At 34.1% G+C, this 2,797-nt stretch carries 4 protein-coding genes; all 4 read left to right on the top strand.

The window, feature by feature from the left end:
• Window positions 1-699: DUF6708 domain-containing protein (locus A9G48_RS11410; protein WP_176701974.1), on the top strand; the 699-nt coding region annotated here is incomplete at its 5' end.
• Complete coding sequence (locus tag A9G48_RS00385; RefSeq protein ID WP_065575636.1) at window positions 699-1,535, top strand: DUF6708 domain-containing protein; 837 nt, start codon at window positions 699-701, stop codon at window positions 1,533-1,535. The genes A9G48_RS11410 and A9G48_RS00385, both read left to right, overlap by 1 nt.
• The gene (locus A9G48_RS00380; RefSeq protein ID WP_065575635.1) at window positions 1,535-2,368 is read left to right on the top strand and encodes a DUF6708 domain-containing protein; all 834 of its coding nucleotides are present in this window, start codon (window positions 1,535-1,537) and stop codon (window positions 2,366-2,368) included. Before A9G48_RS00385 ends, A9G48_RS00380 begins: the two co-directional genes overlap by 1 nt.
• On the top strand, window positions 2,368-2,797 hold a 430-nt coding region (locus A9G48_RS00375), incomplete at its 3' end, for a DUF6708 domain-containing protein (RefSeq protein WP_218057752.1). The genes A9G48_RS00380 and A9G48_RS00375, both read left to right, overlap by 1 nt.

Genomic DNA, 2,797 nt, shown 5'->3' with positions numbered 1-2,797 from the left:
TTCACAGGGATGGGAAGCTTATTAATTAGATTGATTGTTATTATTCTTTTCTTTATATGTGTATTGATAGCAAATTCTGGATTAGTTGCTGTACTTTTTGCTATATTTTATTTTGATACCTATAAAGCACTATTTATTTTTTTATTTTTTGTGTTTTTAATGTGCAGTCAAATATTTATTCAATTTTTTCTTACTTTTTTATTCTGTCCTGAAGATTGTCCTGTTCGCTTTAACCGTAAAACAGGTAAGGTTTATATTTATGACCATTTTCTGTTATATTGTGGTTCATGGGGTACCTTTACTCGCTCGCCCTTTAGAGCCAAAGAGATCAGTGTTAAAGAGTTTAATTGGGCAGATATCCAAGGATGTATGACCTCAGTATCAGTTCCTATTGCTAGTGGCGGAATGGTTAGAAGCTATCGTCTAGAATGTGTGGTATGCGAGCCTAATACCACTAAAGTGATTGACCACTTTCTGTTGGCGGGCAGTACCAGTTTAGGTTATAACGAATGGATGTGGATAAATAGCTATATGGCATTTTCGGATAATAATTTGGATGCCGAATTTATGCCAGAAGAAGAATTCACATGGCCAATCAAAGTCAAGTGGCCAGAAGAAATCGACAAAAAATCCAAAGCTAGCTCGCTTGAAGAGTATCAAAAAATAGATGCCGAATATAAAAAGTTAGGAAATAAATAATGCCATCCAAATACCAACCGCAAGTTTCCGCATGGCGCGAGGATTTGCATAAAGGAATATATACAACAAAATCACATTTAAGTAATAATAAAAAATTACGTTATGCTAATGATGATTATTGTGAGCTTTCTCGGCGGTTCACAGGGATGGGAAGCTTATTAATTAGATTGATTGTTATTATTCTTTTCTTTATATGTGTATTGATAATAATTTCTGGATTAGTTGCTGTACTTTTTGCTATATTTTATCTTGATACCCATAAAGCACTATTTATTCTTTCATTTTTTTTACTTTTAATATCCAGTCCAATATTTATTCAATTTTTTCTTACTTTTTTATTCTGTCCTGAAGATTGTCCTGTTCGCTTTAACCGTAAAACAGGTAAGGTTTATATTTATGACCATTTTCTGTTATATTGTGGTTCATGGGCTACCTTTACTCGCTCGCCCTTTAGAGCTAAAGAGATAACCGTTAAAGAGTTTAATTGGGCAGATATCCAAGGATGTATGACCTCAGTATCAGTTCCTATTGCTAGTGGCGGAATGGTTAGAAGCTATCGCCTAGAATGTGTGGTATGCGAGCCTAATACCACTAAAGTGATTGACCACTTTCTGTTGGCGGGCAGTACCAGTTTAGGTTATAACGAATGGATGTGGATAAATAGCTATATGGCTTTTTCTGATAATAATTTGGATGCCGAATTTATGCCAGAAGAAGACTTTACTTGGCCAATCAAAGTCAACTGGCCAGAAGAAATCGACAAAAAATCCAAAGCCAGCTCACTTGAAGAGTATCAAAAAATAGATGCCGAATATAAAAAGCTAGGAAATAAATAATGCCATCAAAGTACCAACCACAAGTCTCATGTTGGCGCGAAGATTTGCACAAAGGTGTATATACAACGCAATTGCCTTTAACTAATAATAAAAAATTACGTTATGCTAATGATGATTATTGTGAGCTTTCTCGGCGGTTCACAGGGATGAATCCGTTTCTTCGTATGTTAATGATAATTATTGCTTTCCTAATAATTTTATTATCAATTTTGGGGTTTTATATGGTAATACGTGATATTGTTGTTGGCGAAGAAGATAGTCTCATGTTTTTACCTTTTAATTTTGTTGTAATATTGATAATTCAGCTCTTTCTTCAGATGTTTTTGAATATTTGTTTTGCTCCTGAAGATTGCCCAATCCGTTTTAATCGTAAAACAGGTAAGGTTTATATTTATGACCATTTTTTATTGTATTTTGGAGCATGGTCTACCTTTACTCGTTCTCCCTTTAGAGCCAAAGAGATAACCGTTAAAGAGTTTAATTGGGCAGATATTCAAGGGTGTATGACCTCAGTTTCGGCACCGACGGGCAGTGGCGGAATGATTAGAAGCTATCGTCTAGAATGTGTGGTATGCGAGCCTAATACCACTAAAGTGATTGACCACTTTCTACTAGCAGCCTATAGCAGTTTAAACTATTACGAATGGATGTGGATAAATAGCTATATGGCATTTTCTGATAATAATTTGGATGCCGAATTTATGCCAGAAGAAGACTTTACTTGGCCAATCAAAGTCAACTGGCCAGAAGAAATTGACAAAAAATCCAAAGCCAGCTCGCTTGAAGAGTATCAACAAATAGATGCCGAATATAAAAAGTTAGGAAATAAATAATGCCATCAAAGTACCAACCGCAAGTTTCCGCATGGCGCGAGGATTTGCATAAAGGAATATATACAACAAAATCACATTTAAGTAATAATAAAAAATTACGTTATGCGAATGATGATTATTGTGAGCTTTCTCGGCGGTTCACAGGGATGGGAAGCTTATTAATTAGATTGATTGTTATTATTCTTTTCTTTATATGTGTATTGATAGCAAATTCTGGATTAGTTGCTGTACTTTTTGCTATATTTTATTTTGATACCTATAAAGCACTATTTATTTTTTTATTTTTTGTGTTTTTAATGTGCAGTCAAATATTTATTCAATTTTTTCTTACTTTTTTATTCTGTCCTGAAGATTGTCCTGTTCGCTTTAACCGTAAAACAGGTAAGGTTTATATTTATGACCATTTTCTGTTATATTGTGGTTCATGGG

This window comes from Gilliamella sp. wkB18, assembly GCF_001690875.1.
In the GTDB taxonomy this organism is placed as follows: domain Bacteria; phylum Pseudomonadota; class Gammaproteobacteria; order Enterobacterales; family Orbaceae; genus Gilliamella; species Gilliamella apicola_A.
This window is presented reverse-complemented; position numbering and strand designations above follow the sequence as displayed.

Bases quoted from the DNA above. Each gene is read 5' to 3' on its own strand.
- A9G48_RS00385 (WP_065575636.1), top strand. From the start codon at position 699: ATGCCATCCAAATACCAACCGCAAGTTTCCGCATGGCGCGAGGATTTG.
- A9G48_RS00380 (WP_065575635.1), top strand. From the start codon at position 1,535: ATGCCATCAAAGTACCAACCACAAGTCTCATGTTGGCGCGAAGATTTG.